The organism is Bacillus sp. Marseille-Q3570, from assembly GCF_946151055.1.
Lineage (GTDB): Bacteria > Bacillota > Bacilli > Bacillales > Fictibacillaceae > Pseudalkalibacillus.
In genome coordinates, this window is sequence record NZ_CAMGYZ010000002.1 from 30331 (window position 1) to 48048 (window position 17718).

At 41.8% G+C, this 17718-nt stretch carries 18 protein-coding genes; 2 read left to right on the forward strand and 16 right to left on the reverse strand.

The window, feature by feature from the left end:
• Positions 1-6 precede the first annotated feature (6 nt).
• The 5 genes from N8M93_RS03400 to N8M93_RS03420 all read right to left on the reverse strand — a co-directional run bounded on the left by N8M93_RS03400 (position 7) and on the right by N8M93_RS03420 (position 5987).
• Positions 7-1293: a CitMHS family transporter gene (locus N8M93_RS03400; RefSeq protein WP_261129714.1), complete on the reverse strand. Its 1287-nt coding sequence runs from the start codon at positions 1291-1293 to the stop codon at positions 7-9.
• A gap of 271 nt (positions 1294-1564) precedes the next feature.
• A complete protein-coding gene (locus N8M93_RS03405) occupies positions 1565-2923 on the reverse strand; it encodes a sigma-54-dependent Fis family transcriptional regulator (RefSeq protein ID WP_261129715.1) in 1359 nt (452 codons plus the stop codon).
• Between the two features lie 184 nt (positions 2924-3107).
• Positions 3108-4373, reverse strand: a complete 1266-nt coding sequence (locus tag N8M93_RS03410) for a glycoside hydrolase family 18 protein (RefSeq protein WP_261129716.1) — start codon at positions 4371-4373, stop codon at positions 3108-3110.
• A gap of 246 nt (positions 4374-4619) precedes the next feature.
• Complete coding sequence (locus N8M93_RS03415; RefSeq protein ID WP_261129717.1) at positions 4620-5054, reverse strand: hypothetical protein; 435 nt, start codon at positions 5052-5054, stop codon at positions 4620-4622.
• A 96-nt stretch (positions 5055-5150) separates the two neighbouring features.
• Positions 5151-5987 carry an isocitrate lyase/phosphoenolpyruvate mutase family protein gene (locus tag N8M93_RS03420; RefSeq protein WP_261129718.1) on the reverse strand — a complete coding sequence of 279 codons (837 nt, stop codon included), beginning with the start codon at positions 5985-5987 and terminating at the stop codon, positions 5151-5153.
• Positions 5988-6069: 82 nt separating this feature from the next.
• On the opposite strand from N8M93_RS03420, the gene N8M93_RS03425 reads away from it, so the two are divergent.
• Complete coding sequence (locus N8M93_RS03425) at positions 6070-6759, forward strand: helix-turn-helix transcriptional regulator (protein WP_261129719.1); 690 nt, start codon at positions 6070-6072, stop codon at positions 6757-6759.
• A 126-nt stretch (positions 6760-6885) separates the two neighbouring features.
• On the opposite strand, the gene N8M93_RS03430 is transcribed toward N8M93_RS03425, so the two are convergent.
• From N8M93_RS03430 to N8M93_RS03475, 10 genes are all read right to left on the reverse strand, one after another.
• Positions 6886-7320: an SRPBCC family protein gene (locus tag N8M93_RS03430; protein ID WP_261129720.1), complete on the reverse strand. Its 435-nt coding sequence runs from the start codon at positions 7318-7320 to the stop codon at positions 6886-6888.
• 64 nt (positions 7321-7384) lie between these two features.
• Positions 7385-7786, reverse strand: a complete 402-nt coding sequence (locus N8M93_RS03435) for a nuclear transport factor 2 family protein (protein ID WP_261129721.1) — start codon at positions 7784-7786, stop codon at positions 7385-7387.
• Positions 7787-8159: 373 nt separating this feature from the next.
• Entirely contained in the window at positions 8160-8573 is a 414-nt protein-coding gene (locus N8M93_RS03440; RefSeq protein ID WP_261129723.1) for a DoxX family protein, read from the reverse strand.
• Between the two features lie 248 nt (positions 8574-8821).
• On the reverse strand, positions 8822-9370 hold the full coding sequence (locus N8M93_RS03445; protein ID WP_261129725.1) for a histidine phosphatase family protein: 549 nt from the start codon (positions 9368-9370) through the stop codon (positions 8822-8824).
• 34 nt (positions 9371-9404) lie between these two features.
• A complete protein-coding gene (locus tag N8M93_RS03450) occupies positions 9405-9881 on the reverse strand; it encodes a DUF4188 domain-containing protein (protein ID WP_261129727.1) in 477 nt (158 codons plus the stop codon).
• 2 nt (positions 9882-9883) lie between these two features.
• Complete coding sequence (locus N8M93_RS03455) at positions 9884-10435, reverse strand: PadR family transcriptional regulator (RefSeq protein ID WP_261129728.1); 552 nt, start codon at positions 10433-10435, stop codon at positions 9884-9886.
• A gap of 245 nt (positions 10436-10680) precedes the next feature.
• Entirely contained in the window at positions 10681-11202 is a 522-nt protein-coding gene (locus N8M93_RS03460) for a DinB family protein (RefSeq protein WP_261129729.1), read from the reverse strand.
• A 144-nt stretch (positions 11203-11346) separates the two neighbouring features.
• On the reverse strand, positions 11347-12687 hold the full coding sequence (locus N8M93_RS03465; RefSeq protein ID WP_261129730.1) for an FAD-binding oxidoreductase: 1341 nt from the start codon (positions 12685-12687) through the stop codon (positions 11347-11349).
• 256 nt (positions 12688-12943) lie between these two features.
• Positions 12944-13828, reverse strand: coding sequence for an RNA polymerase sigma-70 factor (locus N8M93_RS03470; RefSeq protein ID WP_261129731.1), 885 nt, complete (start codon positions 13826-13828; stop codon positions 12944-12946).
• The gene (locus N8M93_RS03475; protein WP_261129732.1) at positions 13825-15114 is read right to left on the reverse strand and encodes an NAD(P)/FAD-dependent oxidoreductase; all 1290 of its coding nucleotides are present in this window, start codon (positions 15112-15114) and stop codon (positions 13825-13827) included. Before N8M93_RS03475 ends, N8M93_RS03470 begins: the two co-directional genes overlap by 4 nt.
• A gap of 97 nt (positions 15115-15211) precedes the next feature.
• Between N8M93_RS03475 and N8M93_RS03480 the strand changes: the two genes are divergently transcribed.
• Positions 15212-16123 carry a nuclease-related domain-containing protein gene (locus tag N8M93_RS03480; protein WP_261129733.1) on the forward strand — a complete coding sequence of 304 codons (912 nt, stop codon included), beginning with the start codon at positions 15212-15214 and terminating at the stop codon, positions 16121-16123.
• A 455-nt stretch (positions 16124-16578) separates the two neighbouring features.
• Here the strand turns inward: N8M93_RS03480 and N8M93_RS03485 are convergent, their stop codons facing one another.
• Positions 16579-17229 (reverse strand): FusB/FusC family EF-G-binding protein, encoded by a 651-nt coding sequence (locus tag N8M93_RS03485; RefSeq protein ID WP_261129734.1) that lies wholly within the window; start codon positions 17227-17229, stop codon positions 16579-16581.
• Between the last annotated feature and the right edge of the window lie 489 nt (positions 17230-17718).

Genomic DNA, 17718 nt, shown 5'->3' on the forward strand with positions numbered 1-17718 from the left:
TTTATGTCAGATAACTCTTATGATCAAAGCAACGACCGTCATGACAATCGTAGTTCCGAACGCCCATTTGAAGATGAACTTTTGATGATCACCTAATTCAACATTAGCTAGACCGACCAATAAAAATGTTGATGCAGTTAAAGGACTTAATGGAAATCCTGTAGTCATTTGGCCCAATATCCCCGCCCTGGCGATTTCTACTGGGGCAACCCCATACGCACTTGCGGTTTCACTAAGGACTGGTAATACACCGAAATAAAATGCGTCTGGTGTGAATAACAAACTGAATGGCATACTTGTGATTGCGACAATCACACCCATGATATTACCCATACTTTGAGGGATAAGGGCAACAAGTGAATTCGCCATTTCTTCGATCATCCCAGTACCATTTAAAATTCCAGTGAATATTCCAGCCGCAAAGATGATCGAAACAACAGTAATCATCCCAAATGCTTGCGTCTTTATTTGGTTTTGCTGATCATCAGGCTTCGGATAATTCACCAGGAGAGCAACTGCGAATGCTACCATGAAGACAATCGGTAAAGGTAGCCATACTTTAATAAGGGCAATAATGGTAATAATGGTCAGTACCAGGTTGAACCAGAATAATTTCGGCCTTCTCATCCCTTTCTCTTCATCTGTCAGTTCATGATGGAAATCATATTGGATATCCTTGATACCTACACGTTTCCTCTCCTTTTTACCCATCATATAAGCTGCGAAAAGGACCCAGAGCAAGCCTGCGATCATCGCTGGTATAAGAGGGTTGAAAATTTCTTCCGGGGTCAACTCCAATGCACTTGCTGCACGTGCAGTCGGACCACCCCACGGAACCATGTTCATTGTCCCAGCTCCTAATGCCACCATACCTGCTAAAACCAGCCTACTCATACCCATTTTGTCATATAAAGGCAATAGAGCTGGAATCGTGATCAAAAAGGTTGAAGCCCCAGATCCATCTAAATGCGTCAGCATTGCAATGACTGCTGTCCCTATGACTATTTTCAGGGGATCGCCTTTGACAAGTTTAAGGACATTACGGATCACCGGGTCAAATAATCCTGCATTGTTCATCACACCAAAATAGAGAATGGCAAATCCCAGCATGATCCCTGTTGGTGCCACACCTGTGATTCCTTCTAGCATCAAGGTTCCCAACTCTGCACCAAACCCACCGATTAAGGCGAATATCATAGGAACAAGGATCAGTGCAACAATGACTGAGACTCTTTTTGTCAAAATCAGTGCTAAAAAAATGAAAATCGTTAAAAACCCAAGTAACGCAATCATACATCTTCCTCCTAACCCATCTTTTATTGATAACGCTTACAATTTCACTGATTGGATACTGCTCCTCCTTTTTTATAAATGGATTCACTCTATAATGATGCAAGAAATATGCCAATTTAAAAACCCTCATGTATGAGGGTTTCAACTGTATTCCACATTCATATTTTCTAAAGAGTTAGAACTTTCAAAATGCATCAACCATGATGATTTATGTCTGGATGCCAACTGAGAGGGTTTCTAATAATTTAGAATGAATTCCAACATATTAGAATCACATTGGAAGATCAAGTTTGGAAATTTTGTTATACAAGGTTGCTAAAGAAATGTCCAGCATTTTTGCTGCGAGCTTTTTCCCTTTCAAGTCAGTTCCTGTTTTTTCAAGTACATCCGAAATGGCCACTCTCTCGGTCTCTTCTATTATCTGTTCTAACGTCTTTTCATCCGACCTCTGTCTTTTTCTGATGACCGTATCAGGGAGATCCTTCACTTTCAGTTGAGTAGACTCTGTCATATTCATCGCATAGTGGATTGTGTTTTTCAGCTCTCTGATATTACCAGGCCAATCATAGCTCATCAACAAGTCAAGAAATGATTCATCAGGGGAAAGTGAACGCAGATCTGCATTCTGTAAAAAATAGTCCACCAAAAGAGGGATGTCGTCCTTCCGGGATTTTAAAGAAGGGATCTCGATTTGGAATGCATTCACTCTGTAATAAAGATCTGCTCGAAACCGTTCTTTTGAAATCATTTTTTCGAGGTTTTTATTGGTTGCAGCGATCACTCGCACATTCACTTTTCTTTCATAAAGACTTCCCACTTTCCGTATTACCCCGTCCTGCATCACCCTTAATAACTTTGCTTGCATTTCAAGCGGCATATCCCCTATTTCATCTAAAAAAAGCGTTCCATTGTCCGCCAGGTCGATCAATCCCGATTTTCCACCCTTTTTTGAGCTGGTAAAGGCACCTTCTTCGTAACCAAATAATTCACTTTCTAACAATGTGGAAGGTATAGCTGCACAATTGACCGGTACAAATGGTTGGCTGTGCCGACTGCTAGATTGGTGGACAGCCTGGGCAAACAATTCTTTACCGGTACCACTTTCCCCTAAAATAAGGATATTAAGATCTGTTCCCGCTGCTTTTTTGGCAGAATGGATTGCATCGACCAATCCTTTATTTTGGCCGACAACATCTTCAAATGAATAGGTCGTCCGATGAAAACTCCCCACCATTTCTTCAAGCTCCCTTAATCGTTGTTTGCTCTTCTTGAGCTCTTGTGTAAGATGATGAACTTCTTTTAAACTTTTACAGACAGAAACTGCACCGATAATTTCAGTTCCATCATAGATCGGAGCCATGTCAACGATATAATTGTTCTTTCCTTCTTTACGAAACACTCCGGCCCTCCCCTTGCCATCAAGTAAAACTTCGGGTAACTCTGCGCCAGGCCTAACATCTCTTAAACGCTTACCCACAATCTCACTTTCTGTAACGCCAGTAATGTTCGTGTATTCTTTATTAATGATCTGGACCACTCCATAAGCATCAATTACGAGTATTCCATCATTTACAGCTTGGATGATCTTTTTGAACCATTCAGCATCATTGTGATCTATTGAGAAAGACATCCTGACAAAACCTCCTTTAAAGAACAAAATCCCTTATATATAAAAGTATTTATCCTTCCATTATTCGAGAAGAATCCTTCTAAATCCTTTAGCACTCTTTCGTAAAAAAGTTCAGGAAATTTAAATGGACACTTTCTTTATAATAGAAAATGTCCATAATATTTAAGCCAAAGATTCAAGCCTTTTAGTTCAATTCCTCATATACTTTCGTCAAAAGTACTTCATCAGGATCGTGGCTCAGTTCCCACATCATTGCACCACCCAATCCCTTCGACTTGAGATAGTCGGTTTTATGGCCAATGGATATTGCGTCATCATAGCTGATGAAGGTGGAACCATTGAATAGCCAGGGGACTTGCGAATCCTCTTCCTGATATCGAGTGTATCCATTTTTGCCGATGTATTCTGCTTCTATTGCAGCGTAACTGATTGAATTGCCTCCACCAGTGAAGGGCTGGTACAGACCATTATTTGCATTGTTGACTTGCTTGAACATCCTACCATAGAATGGCAGACCCATTACAAGCTTATCAGCTGGGACTCCATTATTAATGAATGTTTCAACTGCGATCTCGACGCTCAAATCATTATGATAGCCGCTCTCTGGATCTTGCTTTAATGGTGCATTCATTCCAGTAAGTTCATCCCACTCCCCATGGATATCGTAGGTCATCAATTGAACATGATCGACATATTGATGGAGCTTGTCCAACTCTAGATTATTAGCGTGGTTAATACTCGCTCCTGCTGCTATTGTCAAAAGATACTCCTGTCCATCCTTCTTACTTTGGGCATCCAACGTCTCTCTGACTTTTTTCAATAGCAATGTATAGTTCTGTTTGTCTTCCGGACGATTGATGTTGCCTGGCTGCCCACCGTTAACAGGGTATTCCCAATCCAGATCAACACCATCGAAACCATACTTCTGTATAAATTCCAAAACACTTTCGGCGAATATGGTCCGAGACTCTTCCGTAAGGGCTACATCAGAAAAATTCTCCGACCATGTCCACCCACCTACAGAAATCAAAGTTTTTAAATGGGGATGCTGTTCCTTCAGTTTTTTCAACTGATTGAAATTCTCGCCATCCACCTCCGGGTCACCAATTGTTATTTTTCCGTCATTAGAGATATTTGAAAAAGCATAGTTGATATGCGTCAGCTTACTGGCATCGATGTCAGATACCTGGAATCCGGAATATGCCGCCCAACCCGCATAATAGCCGACTCTTTTATACTGGTTTTCAACTTCAGCCGTGCGCACCTTCTTTTTTTCCTTTGTCCATTCGGATTTTTTGTGATTACCTCTCCGTTCTTCATTTGATTTTTCAGCTGCACCCGACACTGACAAACTATTCCCAGTCAAGGTAATCGTTCCTATGAATACTAGAAAAATAAGTGAAATGATAAAAGGTATATGATTTACATGACTCCATGTTTTCCGCTTCAAAACAGTATCTCTCCCCTAGTAGACTCCCTATCTTTTATTCTAAGGGGAGGGTAATGGAAGGTGTAGTGGTAAATAATAGCACCCATTTCCAAAAAAGTTGGCTACCCGCTGTTCGATCGCTGCAACAATCAATCTGCGAGTAGCCCAAGATATAGAACAAAGTTCCAAGATTTAGGCGGAGGTTAAGCGCCTGTTTTAAGTATACGAACAAATGTTCTTATTGTCAATGGAATTTTAAAATTAATTTTATGAAGTGCAATTACGCCTGATCACATTTCGTTTTGAAGTAACTCCGCTGAAATTGAAGTCGCAGGTTTTTCCGCGTATGGTGAGGGAAGTCATTATTTCACCTCTCTGATTTTCAACCAATAGCAGATTATAAGGGGCATCCATAGAAGCGACATGACCTTCACCAAATGCTTCAACATAGTTATACTGACATGTGATACCTTTGAGGTTCTCTGTTTTATATCGGTATCCAAGATCACCATGGACCCTGACATTGAAAAAACTTTCGCTTTTTTTACATGACGGACATAACTTCCCAGTCAGAGTAAGGAAACCATAACCTATTTTTCTTCCAGATTGCTGAATTTCAATAGGGGTATTCAGAATCTTCAAGATCACTTCACAAGGGCACTTTGATGAGTCAGTAAAATGACTCGTTCTTATCTTTTTCACAATATCACTCCCTTGTGACAGACTATGCTCCATCAAAAGGGAATGTTTGTACGAATGACCTGCTAATTCAATAGATTCATAGATTTGCTACTTTCCTTAAGTTGTCCGATCAGCGAGCTCTGCTACTTCTCCATAAGTAAGGACACCACTTGTCATTTCATGGAATGTCTGATTATTGTGAATCTCTTCACTCATTTTTTTCAATAATGTCACGGTTGCCCGGAATGGTGAGGATCCGGTACTTACCCTTTCAATCCCTATCTCTGAAAGTTCTTTAAGCGAGGGCAAACATGGATGAATCAACAGGTTGATCGGGCAAGATACTTCAGCCCTTAGTTTTTGAATTGTTTCTTTATCATAAAGTCCAGGTACAAAAATACAATCCGCTCCAGCTACTTCGTAAGCTTTTACACGCTCCATAGCCCTTTGAAGACGTGTCGAAGGATCACCGATTTTCAACCAATAAAGATCAGTACGTGCATTGATAAACAATTCCTCATCATTTTCTCTGCAATATTCTTTGATAGCGGAAATCATTTCTGTTTGGGATGAAAGATCATTGATAGGATGCTGAAGATCTCCGGTTCCATCTTCAATGTTTATTCCAACTGCCCCCGCTTCAAGGATTTTCTGTACTGTTCGAACAACCTCTTCTGCTGTTTCACCGTAACCGGCTTCGATATCTGCACTGACTGGGACATCCACAGCATCAACGATTCGTTCTACAACTTCAATCATTTTATCGATTGGAAGCTGTTGTCCATCTGGATACCCCAATGAAGCTGCGATCCCAGCGCTAGTCGTACCGATCGCTTTAAAGCCGCCTTCCTCAAACATTTTTGCACTGATTACATCCCAGGCATTTGGCAGGACAAATGTTGAAGAGTCTTCGTGTAGGTGACGAAATCTTTTTTCTTTATTCATGCTCATCATTTTTCCTCCTTTCTTTCAATTGTAATCCGTCAACAATTCGATTAACATCGAAGTATGGAATACACACATGGAGGTGCTGAAAATGAGTGCAAATCCAAATATGGCTGAGGTTGCTGCTCTCCTTGCAGACCCATCAAGAGCCGAGATCCTTATGACGTTGTTGGATGGCCGCTATCATACTGCCAGTGAACTAGCTTATGCCGCTGCAATAAAACCGCAAACAGCTAGCTTTCATCTTGCCAAGATGGTTCAAGCTAGTTTAGTTGCTGCTGAAAAAAGTGGACGTCATCGATATTATCAGCTTGCCAACAAGGAAGTTGCACGCATCCTGGAATCGTTTTTATCAATCTCTCAACCTAAAGAGGTGCGTTCATTCAAACAGTCCTCCCAATCCAAGATGCTTCGAAAAGCCCGGACTTGCTATGATCATTTAGCAGGACAATTAGGTGTATCGTTGACGGAATCCATGATTGAATCAGGCTATCTGGATAAAGAGGAAAAAGAATTTGTGGTAACGCCAAAAGGTGAAGAATTCTACGTAGATTTCGGCCTCAACCTTACTGAATTGAGAAAAAAACGCCGTTCATTCTCGCGAGTATGTTTGGATTGGAGCGAACGAAAGCACCATCTTGCAGGGGCTTTAGGTAAAGCGTTGACAGATCAACTGTTTGAGCGTAATTGGGTTGAACGTGTCCCGACCATACGCGCCGTGGAAATCACCCCGACAGGGAAAAGAGAGCTTAATAAATTATTCAATCTAGAATTTGATTAAGTATTAAGCCAACTATGGACAAACGGCTGGTCATCTCCTGCAATGAACCCATCGACCCCCTGAGTGATGATTCTTTCGCTCCTCCTCAGGGGTAGATTCATATCGGACATAAACTTCATACACTCGTCATTTAACTAGCCCTTCTCTCAACTTATTGACTCCAAATTCTAAATAACCTTTGAGACAAGTCAGCATGAAGACCCATCCCTCTTTATTATCCAGCATTTTATTAATCAGCTCTTCATCATGATCTTTAAAGCCTTCTTCCCTGACTTCAACGACCGTCGTGGATTGATCTATTTCGTTTAGAATAATTGTGACGGTGTGTAACTCCTCAGCTAGTCCCCAGTTGAACTGGATCTTTTGGTTTTCTACGGTTTCAATGACTTCTATTTCACCCTCAGCGTTAAAAAGATCATATTTCAGGGTAATCGTCTCCCCTGTTTCCCATCTAGCAGAACTTGATGAAAACCAGAAGTTTCCGATTTTGTCGGGATCAACAAAGGCTTCGAATACTTCATAAGCTGGCTTTTCTATTTTCATTTTTATCAGATTAAGCACAATGAACACCCTTTCTTCAGATTCGTTTCAACCCTTTCAAGAAAAATCGGATCAACTCCAAACCTCAGTCCATATTGATCACGTATGACGTTATTTCTCTTATTTTTGAATTTTTGCCTGCGCCGTTGAACATGCAAACGTCACAAAAAGCGACTCTTTTCTTATTTTCAAATACAAGCTCACCATTGACAGAAGCTGAACGACCATGTGTGATGATGTTAAAGATATGCAATTCCGTGATGTTTGCGTCAGCCATTTGATACAGTGTTTTTTCAACAGCTTCTTTCCCTTTGAGCTGGCGATCACCGATTTTGTTCCAGTGAAAATCGTCTGCAATATTCTCTAGAATGAACGCTCTATCATTTTCTGCAAAGGCGATATTGAACTTCTTCAGAAACTCCTTTTTAGGGGAGTTTCCACACTCCTCCGGGCATAGGACGATGAGCCCTCCTGAAGTCTTCAACATTCAAACCTCCCTTCATTTTTGAAATTCATGATATGTACTTCTCCTACTAGTTGGATTCTCCTTTCTTTAATCCAAAAAGAGGGTGGGACGAAACGATAACTGCTAACAGAAAATATGAACAATAGAATAGAATGGATAAAATGAAAGACGAGAAGGGGAGGCAACATCCATAGACTCCTGCGGGAACAGCACAAGTCGTAGCCCCCGCAAGAATGCGGTCTGCGCTTTCTGAGGAGTCTGAGGCCGTGCCCGGGGAAAGCGAAGGATGTTGACGAAGCGGAACCTTCATTTATTACCACTAAAGAAAACCCGGACAAATTGTTCGGGTTTTCTATTGAACAAAGTTCATTTGTCCCAGCAACCAGTTTTGACTTTAAACAATTGCTTTACTGCTGTCATGATTGGTCGTATCCGCGGAGGAAACCATTCTGTTTTTCTTATGGTGAAATATATAGGAACCTGCTATCAATACATATCCAATAAGGAAAACCACCAGCCCACTAGGAGGATCACCTACTGCTAAGTGGGAATACATGGCTCCAGTCAAATCAATTACAAAGCCTGCATACGCCCATTCTTTGACCCGTGGGAAACCAGGGATAAGGAGTGCTATGACACCTAACAATTTAGCCACGCCGATAAATGGCAAAATATAAGCTGGATACCCTAAATGATCGAACACCGCGACAGCTGCAGGATCAGACATGATATCAGGAATAGCTCCAAAAAGCATTAATGCAGACAAAAGACCAGTAAAAATCCAGTAGGTGATCACTACTTTTTTCATTAAAGCACCTTCCTCCTTCAGTTTTCTATTTCATGAATTAACATAAATATACTCGAAATAGAATATTCCCGTAAAGGTATATATTACCTAATTATTCATGGTCCTCTTTCTAATATCCCTTTATAAAAATCCAACTTTTGGAAGATGTAATATACGAAAAAATGCTATCCTATCAGGTTTTTCATTGTTCAAATGTTTATGCATAAAGTCCCGAACCCTCTCCAAAAAAAAGAGTCGTGATGGAATGATCACGACTTGGAAACTTTATTTTGATTGAATTCATATACCTTGAATTCTCCATTGCCAGAGGAAAATCTGATAATGTTCCGATCTTCTGGTATCCCTTCAAAATACGCTCCTACACATCCTGTTGTACATCGATGACCGGAGATCAGGATGTTCAGTTCTTTGTTGGCGTATTTGCTTTCAATCTCTTTCATGAAGTCGAAAATCCTTCCTATGAAGCCAGGAATCTCTTCTACCCCATCATACACACTGGGATCTGGGATTGCTCCTATCATTTTGACTTCATCCTTTTTCATTCGGTCCGCTTCTCCTAAATCGAAAACGTCCAATCTCGGATCAGTCTTCACCTCGATACCGGTTGCGATTTCAGCCGTCTCGACCGCCCTTTCCTGTGGAGATGAAAACACAAGATCAAACTTGATTTGTTTGAGCTTATCTCTTAAACTTTCAGCTTCATTTCTCCCATTTTCGTTTAGAGGAAGTCCTGATCTCCCTTGTATTCTTGCTTCCTTATTCAAGTCCGTTTCCCCGTGCCTTACCACATAAATCATATTTCCCGCTCCTTTTCAATAAATTGGATGGCTCTCAGTTTTGGCCGCTAAGACGCTTGCTCGCCGTATTGGTAGACGTTCTGACAGGCTGATGCCCAAGCGCTTTTGCCATACCGAATTTCGGCATGTTTCCGTAAATCGATTCGAATTGCCCCTTCTTCAGAGTATAGGTTTCATGATAAATACCGACCGCATCGTTGTTACCGACCTTTTTGTTGAAATCGTTCCAGGCTTTCAAGTGCTTTTGTCCTCTGGCATAAGCTAGTAGATCTTTTTCAGAGCGCCAATATTGGATCATCATGGTTGTTTTTAAGCTGAAAAAGTTTTCGATTGATAAGCAGCCTAGATCTTTGTTGGTGTAAAGTTCCTTGATCATAGGCGGCATGGCCATGAATACTGGCCACCATTTGTGGATCGCCCACCATTTGTTCACACGCATTCCGATGATGAATACTACGATGTTCTCCTGTTGGCCGATCGTATACCGGCCTGGAAAGATCTCCTTTCCCATTTTCATTCCTCCTTCAATAATTTTTCCTTCGTATCCACACACCACTCGATTTCCGCTTGGGTCGTACGCAGACCATAATCCAACGTGATGATCCAGTATGGTGCATCCGCTTCATCCTTGAGACGGGTGCTGATCATTTCTTTGATTCCTTCAAAAGTGTTGTAACGATTGATCAGTTTTTCCTGGTAGGTTTCTAATTGATGGATGGTGGTGCTGAATTCTTGATGGCGGCTGAAAAAGAGTTTGAGCAGGAGTTCGTTTTTTTCAACCGGAAGTTCTTTGATGGGGTTTTGAAGCCAATTCTTCAGGGTCTTTTCTCCTTCAGATGTGATGTGGTATTCTTTTTTGTCCGGTTTACCTTCTTGAGGAATGAACTGGACTGAAGCATATCCTTCTTCCACTAACTTTTTCAAAGCAGGGTAAATTTGCCCATAGCTTATTTTCCAAAAATGATTCAAACTCTTGTCAATCATCTGTTTGATGGAATAACCGGTGTGGAATCCAGTCCTCAGCAGACCGAGAACCGCATATTGCGTATTGTTTTCCTTTGCCATCGTACACCTCCTATATATCTTTTTGCTATATATCTTTTTGATATATGTAATTTACCATATTCATCCTTGCATGTAAACCCAGAATGTATAGAAAACTTTACAAAACCAAGCCTTGGAGATAGCTGTGCCTTAGTAGCACTCGAAGAAAGTATTTTAGCTTTCTTTAAATAAAAAAAGACTGATGTACGATCATCAGCCTTTTGTACCTGCTAAAATATGTAAGTTCACGATTCCATTTCCTCCGATTATTTCAGGATTCCCAAATATTCTTCCCACGGACCGGCGTCTTCCCCATATCGCTTTGCCATCACTCGAACGATTTGGGAGATGTGCGTCAGATCATGGACAACCCATGTGGAAATCAATTCCCTTACCTTCACGACACCGAATGCTGGATGAGATCCTGTGACTTCCAGCTTCGACTCAGTGTCGATCAGTTTTTTGAGCCTTGTTATATTTTCGATTCGAATCGTTTTGAACTCTTCAAATTTCTTTTCCAACGTTCTTTCGGATTCTAAACTGAGGTGTGAGAATCGGTCAAATTCGGGAAATGGTTTACTCTCCCCTTCTTCAAGAATGAATTCCAGCCTCGGTATCCAATTGTTCTTCTCCCCCTCAATAAGGTGCTCGATCACTTCAGAAGCATTCCAGGTGCCCTCACCTTCATTGCAATGCAGCCATCCATCAGATAATCCGGTTAAAAAATGCGCCAATGTTTGTGGCGTCCGCTCCAACACTTCAATCGCTTCCTGTAAATCAAAATTCATTTGGCTTGCCCTCCCTTTAAAATAGACGTACGCTTCTTCTGTTCTCATCATCTATTAGATAATTCAATAAAAAGATTAGAAATTCCTTTGACAGAGGTATTGCGCATAAATAAAGGTTCTCTCTCAGGAGAGAGAACCTCGATATTACTTTTTGAACGGTGGGATACTTTGCTGGAAGCGAAAGACATTCGTCGGGTCCACCTTCGTTTTCACTTTTCTTAAGCGTTCGAAATTTTCTCCATAATAAGCGTTCGGCCAATCGTCAATTGATAAATCCGGCCAATTCACGTAATCCCCGTCCGTATATGGCGCAAGGCTTTTGCGCAAGGCCTTGACCCATTGAACATTCTTACTTGCCTCGCCTTCTGTTTTCCAGGTTGTATTATATTCCTGTGCGATAAGCGCCTTCCTGTGATAAAAAGCAGTTTCTGTTGGACGCACTTTTTGCACCGCACCGGTCAGAGCCTGTTGCCAGATTGCTGCCTCTTCATTGGGTGCATGTTCGAGAAAATGCTTCATGACTTTGATGCCTTTTTCAGTAATCGGTTGATAGGCAAAGGACCCCGAGCGTTTGAAATACGAAGGGACGTTACCTGCAGGATAATTGAAATAGTCGAATGCTTTGTTGAATGGGACAGATGCGATTTGCACCTTCCTTGGGTTTGTATTTAGGACCAACGGTTTGATCAGCTTTTTGAGTTCGTCTTTTGAGCCCACATATTGCCCCTCAGCAAGGATCAGGTTCTGTTCTTTTGCGTGCAGCTCGATCGACGACGTTAATTTTTCATCGGTATAAGGAGCCCAGTGCTGCCATTTGTCATACGCTTCTTCCAACTGTTCGAAGTCCCATTCGATGCGGAAAATGGAAACGTCGCTAATCGGATGTGCACGGAACTTGAATTGAGTGACGATCCCGAAGTTCCCGCCACCGCCGCCGCAACAAGCCCAAAACAGCTCTCTGTTTTTCCATCTGGTCGCCTCTACAATTTGGGCACTGCGGTCTCCTTTTGGAACGACGATTCGGACCCCAATCAGATTATCACAGGTCAACCCGAAAATCCGGGTCAAATATCCGATGCCTCCGCCTAATGTCAATCCTGCAGCGCCGACACTGTATTCCGTGCCAGCAGGGATTGCAAGGCCGTGCTCCCAAAGGGTTTTGTATACATGCCCTAGATCAGCGCCTCCTGCAATGACTGCAGTTTTTCTTAATGCATTGACCGAGATTTTGGTCATTTTGCTTAAATCGATGACAATCCCTTTATTCTGGATCGAAAAATTTTGATAACTATGTCTTCCGCTCCTTACACGGAAAGGGATTTCTTTTTCCCGTGCAAATCTCAGCGCATTCAGGACATCATTCTCTTCCTGGCAAAAAATGATCGCCCCGGGAAACTTGGATCTATATAGATTAAGATTTGTGCGGGCTTCTGGATAATCCGGATCCCCCGGCACCACAACCCGCCCCGTCAATTCAGTGGCCATCCTCTCTCTCCTTTAACTTGTCTTACAGCAGTATATGAGACAGGTTCAGGTGATGAAACGGCGGAATTGAGGGAGATTGAAAATGGGCAAAAGAAAACTTGGTAGCGCACGCTGAGCCTTAGTTCCTCGAAAAAGCAATCGCTTTTCCTTCGTGCGGTGTATTGCTTCCGAAGCTACTAGCTTGTACGCTTAGATTGAAGAAAATTTTTAAATGAAAAAAAGACATTGCCTTATTTCGGCAATGCCCTGGCATACGTTATTTCAATTGCATATGTTCGTTTAAAGACCTGAGTTTATCAGGATTTGCCACAAGGTAGATATCATTGATCTTTCCTTCCTCAAATGTAAAGGAAACGACATTTAGCACTTGACCTTCAAGCGTTACGATGATCCCTGGGAATCCATTGATCATTTTATGATGAAAAACATAATCCCCAGGAAACTTCTGCATAATACCGAAGAAAAACTGAGTGATCCTCTCGGCAGTGTAGATTGGCTTAACAGCTGCCTTCACTTTGCCTCCGCCATCAGAATAGAAGGTGGCATCCTTTTTCAGCACTTGCAGCATCTCGGAAATATTGCCAGTATTCAATGCCTGCAAGAATCTTTCAACGATATTTCCCAGTTGTTTCGAGTCTTTCTGGAATGATTCCGGTTCATGCCCGAGACTTTTTTTCGCCCTGTGAAAGATCTGTCGGCAGTTGGTACTGTTTTTATCTACAATGTCTGAGATTTCATCGTATTCATACTGGAAAACTTCTCTAAGAAGGAAGACGGCACGCTCCACCTCTGACAATTGTTCCAAAAGCATCATATAAGCAGTCGATATCGACTCTTTCATAAAATACGAACCTGCTGGATCGGCTCCATAGTCTTCCACAATCGGTTCTGGCAGCCATGGACCAACATACGTTTCTTTTTGATGAACAGAAGATCGCAATTGATCGATACAACGGTTGGTTGTCATTTTACAGAGATAGGATTTCACGTTGGTGATGGATTCGCGATCCTGGTGTTTTTCAAATGTAATGAACGTATCCTGGACGATATCTTCTGCATCCATCACACTGCCCAACATCCTGTAGGCGAGTGAAAAGAGTAATGGCTTATATTCTTGATAAAGCTGTTCAATCTCGTTCATATCAACACCCTGTTTCTTTTTAAAATATGGGAAGCTGCACGTTTCGCACTTGCTAGAGATGCATCGACCAATAATTCCTCATCTCCCACCCAATCTCCTGCCACATACAAGCCCTTTATCTCCGAAACATCGGGACCTGGTACTACGCTTCGATTTATATGCGGGAAGTTGTGGGTGACCGCAATGTCCGGCAAGTACTGTTGCTCTTTCACTTCTCCACGCCATCCGGGCTGGATCAAGTCCATGCTTTTTTCCATTAAGGATTTGCTCGTCTGGATACACGTTTTACGGTCTTTTGTCAGGTCATGATAGTTGACCAGGGAGACGACCGTCGTGTTATCCTCACTTAGCTTTGCGGTCCGGGATTGATTGGTAAAAAGGATGGGAATATCAAGCCCGATGACAAACTGATGATTTTTGTCTGGAAGCGTCCTTAAACCAAGATCATAGCAGGAAGCGGTGGCTGGGATCGCTTCTTTTCGCCACTGATCCAGGGATGTATTTTCAACATGTGGTACTAGGCGGCACGCTTCATTCGGCGGTGTGGTGATGATCACATTTTCGACTTCGTACGCTACTTTATTTGAGCCGATTACACGTTGGACTTGCCCCTCATGTTCAATTTTCTCAACCTTCATGGCGTTGAGAAGTTCAACCCCAGCTTTTTCAGCCGTTGACCTCAGTTCTGTCACGATGGTCGCCCAGCCCTTATCAATATAGAGCACACCTTCTTTGAACGCCCGCTGCATTTGCCTTAATACCGGACGCGCCAACTGAAGACTGGGGGCATGGGTTTGGGTTGCTGTTCTGCAGAATGCGTAAAAGAAATGACGGATCATCGGGTTGCGGATTTCCCGTTCCGCCCAATCTTGGATGCTTTCTTTTTCCACTGCTTCCACATTCATTCTACTGAGTTGTGCCATCATTTGTACTAATTGGATTTTTTCGATTCCGTTCAAGAATTGCTTTGAAAATATTGTGCGAAAACTCATCGGAACGTGATAGACGTGATTTTTCCAAATCGCCTGTGCTGAATCTGTTGTAGGTTGCGCCCCTTTTATCGTGATGCCCAGTTCATTGAAAATCCGCATTGCCTCTCCACCTTTATAGAGGGCATGGGCACCGAGATTCATGTACACGCCATTTTTGTTGATGGTTTGAGATCGCCCTCCAAATTCAGGGGATTTTTCGAACAAAATTACACGCTGACCTTCATTGGCGAGCATGATCGCCGCCGTCAATCCTGCAACACCGCCTCCTATAATCGCAACATCATAGCTTTCCATTTGAACCCTCCTATCCTATTCATGAACATGACGGAAAAAGGGTTTGATTTGTGACATTATGATACTATTATGTAAAAGAAGAAAGGGGAGATGTGTATTGATCTTAAAGCAACGCGAAGAATCACTGGAATTGAAGATTATGAGATTCCTTCGGAGTCGAATGCATCTATCAGCTGAAGATGAACTATATTGTTACAATCTTGAAAAGGGCTATGAAGGAGAGCTGAAGTTTGATGAACGGCTCGAGGAACTTTTGCCAGGACGGCTGGCCCTGAATGATTTATTATTGGAGCACCGAAACACGCTTTTTCAAAACGATTCCTTATTGCTCTCTTCAGGTAAGAATTATCTTTTTGAAGTGAAAAACTTCGAAGGTGACTTTTATGTGGATGGGGACAGATGGTGTTCTACTGGCGGAACTGAAATAAAGAATCCGCTGTTTCAATTGAAACGGAATGAATCGTTGTTACGACAGCTTTTAAAAGCACTGGGTTGCAATATGCCTGTTGAAGCTTATCTTGTTTTCATTAACCCCGAATTCCACCTCTCCCAGGCACCCCTTGATTCGCAAATCATTTTTCCTGCTCAACTTAATCGTTTTTTGGACAAAATCAAGAAACAACCCTCTAATGTGAAGAATGCCTACTCCGCGCTTGCTGAACAACTGTTGTCTCTTCATGTGACCGATCCCCCGAATTTCCGATTACCCGAATACCAATATGATGAACTGAAGAAAGGGATTTATTGTCCGAAGTGTTTTAGGTTTTATGAACAACAGAATACTAGGCTCTACTTATTTTGTAAAAGATGTGTGGAAAAAGAAGATTATGAAACTGCGGTTCTAAGAACTGTAAAAGAGTTCAAGCTCCTTTTTCCCGAAGAGAAGATTACGACGAATCGAATGTATGAGTGGTGTTTTGGTATTTATTCTAAACAAACCATGAGGAAGATACTACATAACAACTATAAGCTAAACGGACATGGAAAATACTCTTATTTTGATGAATAACATTCTTTCTCGAGCACGCCAATACCCATGTTTCCTGTTTTGATCACTTAATGGAGCCTTCATGAGCATACCTAATCCGCTGTTTCTGGTTTTGATCACTTCATGGAGCCTTCATGAGCATACCTAATCCGCTGTTTCCTGTTTTGATCACTTCATGGAGCTTTCATGAGCATACCTATTCCGCTGTTTCCTGTTTTGATCACTTCATGGAGCCTTCATGAGCATACCTATTCCGCTGTTTCCTGTTTTTATCACTTCATGGAGCCTTCATGAGCATACCTAATCCGCTGTTTCTGGTTTTGATCACTTCATGGAGCCTTCATGAGCATACCTAATCCGCTCTTTCCCATTTTAATCACTTAATGAAGCATATATGAGTCATTTAACTCGAGTTTTACCCATTATAGTGCTTCATGAATACACCCTCATCAAAAAAACCGAGAGGACTTCTCCCCTCAGTTTTTCAGCAGTTCCACAAAGTCATCTAGTCTTTTTTTGTTCGTGAGGTTGTGGTTGCAAGTGTGGCTATCCTGACAGATGTAGTTGCCTCTGCTAAGATAGGTTTCTTTTCCGCTTCTCACTTTACACATGAACAGGCCGACTTCTTCATACTCGCCACACAATGTGCATATGCTTTTCCGATGGCTCTCCTGGAATGTTCCAGACAGCCCTTTCAGTCTCCCATCAAGCTCAACAACAAGATACTTCCGGTTGGAATGAATATCATACCAGCCTATATAGGATATCTCTTTAAAATCGATTTCCTCAAGCGATGGCATCTTCAGTTTTTTTGCCTTCGGGAACAACTTCTGAACCGTTTTTTCCGTAATATTACGAAATGGAATCACGTAGGCACTTAGTTCGTCTAGAAACTCCTCGGCTTCTGTTGCTTTTTCGATTTCCAGCATTCGGTTGAGGAGTGGCTCCACTTTTTTATCAATCGAAGAAAAAAGGTTCAATGACTTTTCTAATGAGCCATATTTCAAAGCCTTCAGGACATCCTGGTCTTTAACAGATGCATGCGCCTCCACTAAATACCGGACTTGTGCCTTTATAAAGTTGAATTGATCAGGTCTCATGAATGGCTCTATATTTTTTTCGTTCATTTCAGTTCAGCTCCTTATTTTTCAATCCGTTTATAAAATAAGGTGCAAAACCATGTTATCAGAACTCAGGCGATTAGTTCATGGTCCACCCCATACAAAGTATCGCCTTTCCCATAACAGGCTTTGCATGAGACGCCGCAAATTCTGGCAAATGAATAATGCTGTTCGCCATTGTTTACCACCTCCTAATTAAACCACATTATACAATTCCAAATTGAAAAATGGAAACTCCAAAAACGGAAACTTGAGGCGGATGACCCTTCCCTTCTTAAAACTATACCCTTTATGCTGATTCGAAAGCTGGGAAATGCTCCGCAGTGGAGTGCCCGACATACCATAATGGAAAATCCAAAAAGTCAGTCAAATTGGCTTTATAATAAAGGACCCTCGAAATTTGAATATGGGAATACAAATCTATTAGAAAACATCTCGGCAATACGGTTACTTTTTCTATACTGATCCAAAATTATAAAGCGATTATCTTTTATT

Coding starts and splice junctions, on each gene's coding strand:
- N8M93_RS03435 (WP_261129721.1), bottom strand. CDS start 7,786: ATGTTGAAGACTTCAGGAGGGCTCATCGTCCTATGCCCGGAGGAGTGT.
- N8M93_RS03450 (WP_261129727.1), bottom strand. CDS start 9,881: ATGGGAAAGGAGATCTTTCCAGGCCGGTATACGATCGGCCAACAGGAG.
- N8M93_RS03445 (WP_261129725.1), bottom strand. CDS start 9,370: ATGATTTATGTGGTAAGGCACGGGGAAACGGACTTGAATAAGGAAGCA.
- N8M93_RS03485 (WP_261129734.1), bottom strand. CDS start 17,229: ATGAACGAAAAAAATATAGAGCCATTCATGAGACCTGATCAATTCAAC.
- N8M93_RS03470 (WP_261129731.1), bottom strand. CDS start 13,828: ATGAACGAGATTGAACAGCTTTATCAAGAATATAAGCCATTACTCTTT.
- N8M93_RS03460 (WP_261129729.1), bottom strand. CDS start 11,202: ATGAATTTTGATTTACAGGAAGCGATTGAAGTGTTGGAGCGGACGCCA.
- N8M93_RS03420 (WP_261129718.1), bottom strand. CDS start 5,987: ATGATGAGCATGAATAAAGAAAAAAGATTTCGTCACCTACACGAAGAC.
- N8M93_RS03405 (WP_261129715.1), bottom strand. CDS start 2,923: ATGTCTTTCTCAATAGATCACAATGATGCTGAATGGTTCAAAAAGATC.
- N8M93_RS03425 (WP_261129719.1), top strand. CDS start 6,070: ATGAGTGCAAATCCAAATATGGCTGAGGTTGCTGCTCTCCTTGCAGAC.
- N8M93_RS03400 (WP_261129714.1), bottom strand. CDS start 1,293: ATGATTGCGTTACTTGGGTTTTTAACGATTTTCATTTTTTTAGCACTG.
- N8M93_RS03475 (WP_261129732.1), bottom strand. CDS start 15,114: ATGGAAAGCTATGATGTTGCGATTATAGGAGGCGGTGTTGCAGGATTG.
- N8M93_RS03465 (WP_261129730.1), bottom strand. CDS start 12,687: ATGGCCACTGAATTGACGGGGCGGGTTGTGGTGCCGGGGGATCCGGAT.
- N8M93_RS03440 (WP_261129723.1), bottom strand. CDS start 8,573: ATGAAAAAAGTAGTGATCACCTACTGGATTTTTACTGGTCTTTTGTCT.
- N8M93_RS03455 (WP_261129728.1), bottom strand. CDS start 10,435: ATGGCAAAGGAAAACAATACGCAATATGCGGTTCTCGGTCTGCTGAGG.